Annotated in this window: 7 protein-coding genes and 1 riboswitch; of the genes, 4 read left to right on the plus strand and 3 right to left on the minus strand. The window is 66.8% G+C overall.

Annotation, left to right across the window (positions count from 1 at the left end; genetic code table 11):
* Positions 1-46 precede the first annotated feature (46 nt).
* Positions 47-589 carry a PRC-barrel domain-containing protein gene (locus tag JHD07_RS18915; protein ID WP_291624666.1) on the minus strand — a complete coding sequence of 181 codons (543 nt, stop codon included), beginning with the start codon at positions 587-589 and terminating at the stop codon, positions 47-49.
* A gap of 199 nt (positions 590-788) precedes the next feature.
* Complete coding sequence (locus JHD07_RS18920; RefSeq protein ID WP_291624667.1) at positions 789-1,337, minus strand: hypothetical protein; 549 nt, start codon at positions 1,335-1,337, stop codon at positions 789-791.
* Between the two features lie 181 nt (positions 1,338-1,518).
* Between JHD07_RS18920 and JHD07_RS18925 the strand changes: the two genes are divergently transcribed.
* Together JHD07_RS18925 and JHD07_RS18930 are read left to right on the plus strand one after the other, a co-directional pair.
* Complete coding sequence (locus JHD07_RS18925; protein ID WP_291624668.1) at positions 1,519-2,304, plus strand: response regulator; 786 nt, start codon at positions 1,519-1,521, stop codon at positions 2,302-2,304.
* A gap of 10 nt (positions 2,305-2,314) precedes the next feature.
* Positions 2,315-3,637 carry an ATP-binding protein gene (locus JHD07_RS18930; RefSeq protein ID WP_291624669.1) on the plus strand — a complete coding sequence of 441 codons (1,323 nt, stop codon included), beginning with the start codon at positions 2,315-2,317 and terminating at the stop codon, positions 3,635-3,637.
* Here the strand turns inward: JHD07_RS18930 and JHD07_RS18935 are convergent, their stop codons facing one another.
* Entirely contained in the window at positions 3,638-3,853 is a 216-nt protein-coding gene (locus tag JHD07_RS18935; RefSeq protein WP_291624670.1) for a hypothetical protein, read from the minus strand.
* 228 nt (positions 3,854-4,081) lie between these two features.
* On the opposite strand from JHD07_RS18935, the gene JHD07_RS18940 reads away from it, so the two are divergent.
* Positions 4,082-4,645: a lytic transglycosylase domain-containing protein gene (locus tag JHD07_RS18940; protein ID WP_291624671.1), complete on the plus strand. Its 564-nt coding sequence runs from the start codon at positions 4,082-4,084 to the stop codon at positions 4,643-4,645.
* 131 nt (positions 4,646-4,776) lie between these two features.
* Positions 4,777-4,905, plus strand: a riboswitch (TPP riboswitch).
* Positions 4,893-5,520: FAD-dependent oxidoreductase (locus JHD07_RS18945; RefSeq protein ID WP_291624672.1), on the plus strand; the 628-nt coding region annotated here is incomplete at its 3' end. (Overlaps the previous riboswitch by 13 nt.)

Consider the following 5,520-nt stretch of genomic DNA (forward strand, 5'->3'; position numbering starts at 1 on the left):
GCGCCCGTTGAAAACGGGGCGCGCTTCGCTGAAGTTCAGAGCCTGATTACTCCGCGTACTTGAACTGCGGCATGTTCTTCAGCTCGTCCTTGCTCGCATTGAACACGGCATGATCCGGGTACATTTTCGATGCGGACGACGTCGTCGTGGTCGCCACAGGCCTGTCGGTGCCGGTCGCAGCGCCAGTCGTCGTGCCGGCGGGCCTGGTGCCCGTGTTCGCGGTGGTCGAGGCAACGGGCTCATTGACGAACTTCAGCTTCTCGTAGGGGACGGCAACGAGATGCTCGCCCATGCCGAGGAAGCCGCCGACGCCGATCACGGCAATCTTGATGTCACCGTTCTTGTCCATCAACAGATCATTGATCGAGCCGATATTCTCGTTGGCCTCGTTGTAGACCTTCAGCCCGTCCATCTTGGACGTGCGCCACTGGCCAGTCGCGGTGGTCGAGGCAGTCGCGGCGGTGGAGGTGGTGGTCGTGGCCGTGGCCGACGGCGCGGCCTTGTCGCCGGTGGCGGTCGGCGATTGCGCAAACGCAACGGTCGTAAGCAGGGCAGTGCCGGCAAGACCGGCGACGATCGACTTCATCATGTTGTCTTCTCCTTCACAGAAAACTTGTGCAGAGAAAACAGCGCTGGCCACGCCCGGTTCCGTGAGCGCCGCAATTTCGTCGCGCATCTGCGAACGTTCCTGCGTCACTCAGGAACATTTTGCGCTGCACGGTCCCCGCCGACGATCATGCACCCTGGGAGAAGCACGACCTCGGCGGGGCTCGCGCTGACCTGCGTGGTCAGCTCTTGTAGTCGATCAGAAGCGCCGAGAAATCAGACTTGGCGGATGAGCTGCCGTTGGCACCGTAGGACGATGCCGACGATTGCGACTGCTGCAGGGCCTCCAGGAATTGCTGAAGGATCTCGGCGGTGGTCTGGTCGGTCGAGCTGCTGCTCGTCGAATCCGTCGACGTCGAATCCGAAGAGTCCTCGTCCGGCGGCGGACCGGGCGGTGGGCCGCCTGCGCCGCCCGGTCCACCCGCGCCGCCCGCGAAGGCAGACTGAAACACGCTTTTCAGCTCCTCCGCCTGGTCGGATGTCAGCGTCCCGTTCGACACTTCGCTCGAGATGAGGTCGTCGATCTTCGACTGGATCTCGTCCTTGGAAGGAGGCGCGCCGCTCGATCGGCTCTGTTGGAGCGCCGTGTCGATATCCGTCAGCGCCGTCGAGAGCGCGGACTGGTCCGACGACGCGATCGTGCCGGCCGAGACTTGCGACTGCAATTCCTGCTGAAGCCGCTGCAGCGGCGATTGATGGTTGCCGGCGGAGGCCGCCGAGATCGTGGTCATGATGGCTCCCTTGGTTTTGCGGGTTTTCGCCGCGGACCACGCCACGGTATGGTTAACGGCCTTAACGAGGACTTGCCGCTCGGCGGTGGGGCGATTGCCGCCTGTTGCGGGGCCGGCGGACAGAAACAATCCGAAACAAAAATCTTCGCCATTCGGCCCGAATTTTGGACCAACAAAGCGCATGGCCACTCCCAATCCCAATATCCTGGTCGTCGAGGACGACCGCGAAACGCGGACGCTGATTGCGAAATACCTGCGCAACAACGCCTGCAACGTCACTGCCGTCGGCGACGGCCGCGAGATGTCGCGCGCGATGGCCGACCACCGCGTCGACCTCATCATCCTCGACGTCATGCTGCCCGGCGAGGACGGCCTCAGCCTGTGCCGCAAGGTGCGCGCCCAGTCACTGACGCCGATCATCATGCTGACCGCGCGCGGCGAGGACGTCGATCGCATCGTCGGCCTCGAAATGGGCGCGGACGATTACCTGCCGAAACCGTTCAATCCGCGCGAGCTGCTCGCCCGCATCAACGCGGTGCTGCGCCGCCAGGCGGCTGCGCAGGCGGCCAGCTCGGTCGAAGGCGCCTCGACGCTCGCCTTCGAAGGCTGGCGCATCGATTTGCGGCTGCGCGAATTGCGCAATCCCGAAGGCGCGCGCGTCGCGATGACCAGCGCCGAGTTCGATCTGCTCAGGACGTTCTGCGAACGGCCCGGCCGCGTGCTGTCGCGCGACAGCCTGCTCGACCTCACGCAGGGCCGCAACACCGGCTCGTTCGAGCGCTCGATCGACGTGCTGGTCAGCCGCATCCGCCGCAAGATTGAGCCCAATCCGGCCGACCCGACCCTGATCAAGACGGTGCGCTCCGGCGGCTATTTGTTCACGCCGAGAACCGAGATTGCGGGCGCCGAAGCCGAACGGGCGGAAGCGGCGAGTTCCGAAGCGGTTGCGCTCCCCCCGGGCAGTTGATGGCGCGCCGATGAAGCCGTTCGGATTCTTCCACCTCAAGGGGATCGGCGGGCAGATCGCCGTGCTGGTGCTGGCCTCGACCGCCGCGCTCCATCTCGTCGTCACCACAGCCTTCCTGATCAGCCGGCCCGACCGCCATGACGCGCCGCCGGACGCGACGCATCAACTGGCCGATGCTGCGCTGCTGCTCGGTTCGGCCGAGGTCGGCGAGCGTCCGCGCCTGCTCGCCGATCTGGCGCGTGCCTTCCCCGGGCTCGGCATCGAAATGCTGGCCCCCGGAACTGCAAACCTCGAGGAGAACGACAGCCCGCACCTGCGCGGGATGCGCCGCCAGCTCGGCCGCGCCTACGGCACCGGGCTGCTGGCGTCAGGCGGCACCGTGCCGCGCGTCGGCGTGCGATTGCCCGACGGGGCTGTGATTGTCGGCCAGGTCGATGGCGGCCCGCGGCCATGGTTTTGGGGCAGCCCGTGGCTGATGGCGCTGATGAGCACGTTCATCTGCGTCACGGTGCTCGGCCTGTGGGCCGCGCGCGCGCTGACGAGGCCGCTGTCGTCCTTCGCCGAGGCCGCGGAGAATTTCAGCCTCGACGGCACCGCCGCGCCGTTGCCCGAGCGCGGCCCGGAAGAGATCCGCTCGGCGGCGCGCGCGCTGAACCGCATGCACGAGCGCATCGCGCGGCTGATGTCGGATCGCACGCGGATGCTGGCGGCGATCAGCCACGACCTGCGCACGCCGATCACGCGGCTGCGCCTGCGCGCGGAGTTCATCGAGGACGAGGCCAACCGCAAGCGCATGCTGATGGATCTCGACCAGATGCGCGCGATGCTGGAATCGGTGCTGTCGCTGTTGCGCGACGACCGCAAGATCGAGGCCATGACGCTGGTCGACATCGCCAGCACGCTGCAGCTGGTCGCGGATCAGTTCGGCGACATGGGCCATGTCGTACGCTACGAGGGCCCCGCATCCGCGACCGCCGCGGCGCGGCCCGACGATCTGCATCGCGGCGTCACCAACCTGGTCGAGAACGCGGTGCGCTTCGGCGCCGAGGTGACCATCCGCCTCGCCGTCGCGGGCGCAACACTCGTCATCGACGTCGAGGACGACGGCCCCGGCATTTCGGATGCGCGCAAGCAGGAGATGCTGGAGCCGTTCGTTCGCGGCGACGACGCGCGTACCATGGACGAATCCACCGGCTTCGGGCTCGGCCTGTCGATCGCGCGCGCGATCGCGTTGGCCCATGGCGGCGAGCTGTCGCTGCACGACCGCGTTCCGCACGGCCTGATCGTGCGGATGCGATTGCCGGTCTCGCAGGCGAGCCGGCTCGCGGCGTGATCAAGCCGCGAGCGGCGGGTGCTCGGCCGCAGCCGGATCGAAGATCGCGACCGCTTCGAAACGGTAATTGCAGGCGCGGCAGGTCCAGAGGTAGGAAATCCGCCCCGCACCCGGTTCCACCCAGTCGGGCTGGGCGATCGGCGTGCCGCATTGGGCGCAGGGGTTATGTCTGGGGATGTCGGTGGTGTGTGCAGTGACGAGGTCGGCTTTTGTCATGGCACCTCTCCCGATTTGCAGCGCTTGCATGCTCGCTTTCGCGAGGTAGCGCGAATAGACAGGCGTGCTGTCGCGAGCGGGGTCTTCGCCCCGGCAGCTCGATTACGCCAGCTTTGAGTCGTAACGGCGGCACGGCACCGCAAAAACATCGACGGCGGCGTTTGGTCACATCATCGCCGCGATCTCGTCGCCTAACGGCAGCGGGCGCAGGCAATTTGAGGATATCTGATGAAAATTTTACGCGTTGCCGCGCTGCTGGCGGCCGGATTGATTTTGCCGCAGGCCGCTCTTGCCGGCGAAGCCGAATATGCCGAGATGGTCGCGGCCCATGCCCGCGCCAATGGCGTGCCCGAAGCGCTGGTGCATCGCGTCATCATGCGCGAGAGCCGCTACCAGCCGCACCTCGTCGGCCGCGGCGGAACCATCGGGCTGATGCAGATCAAGCTCGCGACCGCCCGCGGGGTCGGCTACACCGGCGATGCCGCCGGCCTGCGCGATCCCAACACCAACCTCACCTACGCCGTGAAGTACCTCGCCGGCGCCTATCGTGCCGCCAATGGCGACCACACGAGAGCGGTGCGTTATTTCGCGGGCGGCTATTACTACGCCGCGAAGCGGCAGCGCCAGGAAACCGTGCAGGTCGCAAGTATGGGCGACACCATGGGCCAGGGCGGTATGGGCCAGCCTTGGCTGGAGCCGAACGGCAATCCGCAGCCGATGTTCGGCGCGCCGACGCCGCGGAAGCTCGCCCAGCGCGTCCGCAACGCGCGGGCGCAGGTTCCCTCTCATTGATCTCCGTCATGGCCGGGCTTGACCCGGCCATCCACGTCTTTGCCTGCGCGCCAAGAACGTGGATGCCCGGGACAAGCCCGGGCATGACGAGTGTTAACGCGTTGACACCGCCCGTCACTGTCCTACATTAGCACTGTTCCGAGGGGTGCTCCGAGGAGGAGCTGAGATACCGCTAAATGGGCAATACCGCCCAGGACCGCGGTGACCCTTTGAACCTGATCCGGGTCATGCCGGCGAAGGGACAGGGATGTTGCAGACGACCAAGCGACCGGATTCACCGGTATCCGTCATCGGCGCAGGCATTGCCGGCGCCTGGCAGGCGCTGCTGTTCGCACAGGCCGGTCACGCCGTCACCTTGCACGAGCGCGGTGACGAGGCGATGACGGACTCGACCAGCCATTGGGCCGGCGGCATGCTCGCGCCCTATTGCGAGGCCGAGGTCGCGGAACCCATCATCAGCCGCCTCGGCTTGCGCTCGCTCGATCTGTGGCGGCGCGAGCTGCCCGACACGCCGTTCAACGGCTCGCTCGTCGTCGCCCATCCGCGCGAGCGCAACGATTTCGAGCGCTTTGCGCGCATGACCGAGGACCACCGCCGGCTCGACATGGCCGGCCTTGCCGCGCTCGAACCGTCGCTGGAAGGCCGCTTCCGCGACGCGCTGTTCTTCCCGGCCGAAGGCCATGTCGAGCCGCGCCGCGTGCTGCCGCAACTCCACCAGCGCATCCGCGCCGCCGGCGGCACCATCCAATTCTGCAGCGACGTCACCGCGAGCGAGCTGGCCAACCTGGATCCCAAAGCCATCGTGATCGATTGCCGCGGGCTCGGTGCCCGCGACGAGCAGAGCGAGCTTCGCGGCGTCAAGGGCGAGATGATCC

Source organism: Bradyrhizobium sp. (assembly GCF_016462955.1).
GTDB lineage: Bacteria > Pseudomonadota > Alphaproteobacteria > Rhizobiales > Xanthobacteraceae > Bradyrhizobium.

What these genes read in the sequence shown, in the direction of transcription:
- JHD07_RS18925 (WP_291624668.1), top strand. Translation starts at nt 1,519, where the DNA reads ATGGCCACTCCCAATCCCAATATCCTGGTCGTCGAGGACGACCGCGAA.
- JHD07_RS18935 (WP_291624670.1), bottom strand. Translation starts at nt 3,853, where the DNA reads ATGACAAAAGCCGACCTCGTCACTGCACACACCACCGACATCCCCAGA.
- JHD07_RS18920 (WP_291624667.1), bottom strand. Translation starts at nt 1,337, where the DNA reads ATGACCACGATCTCGGCGGCCTCCGCCGGCAACCATCAATCGCCGCTG.
- JHD07_RS18915 (WP_291624666.1), bottom strand. Translation starts at nt 589, where the DNA reads ATGATGAAGTCGATCGTCGCCGGTCTTGCCGGCACTGCCCTGCTTACG.
- JHD07_RS18930 (WP_291624669.1), top strand. Translation starts at nt 2,315, where the DNA reads ATGAAGCCGTTCGGATTCTTCCACCTCAAGGGGATCGGCGGGCAGATC.
- JHD07_RS18940 (WP_291624671.1), top strand. Translation starts at nt 4,082, where the DNA reads ATGAAAATTTTACGCGTTGCCGCGCTGCTGGCGGCCGGATTGATTTTG.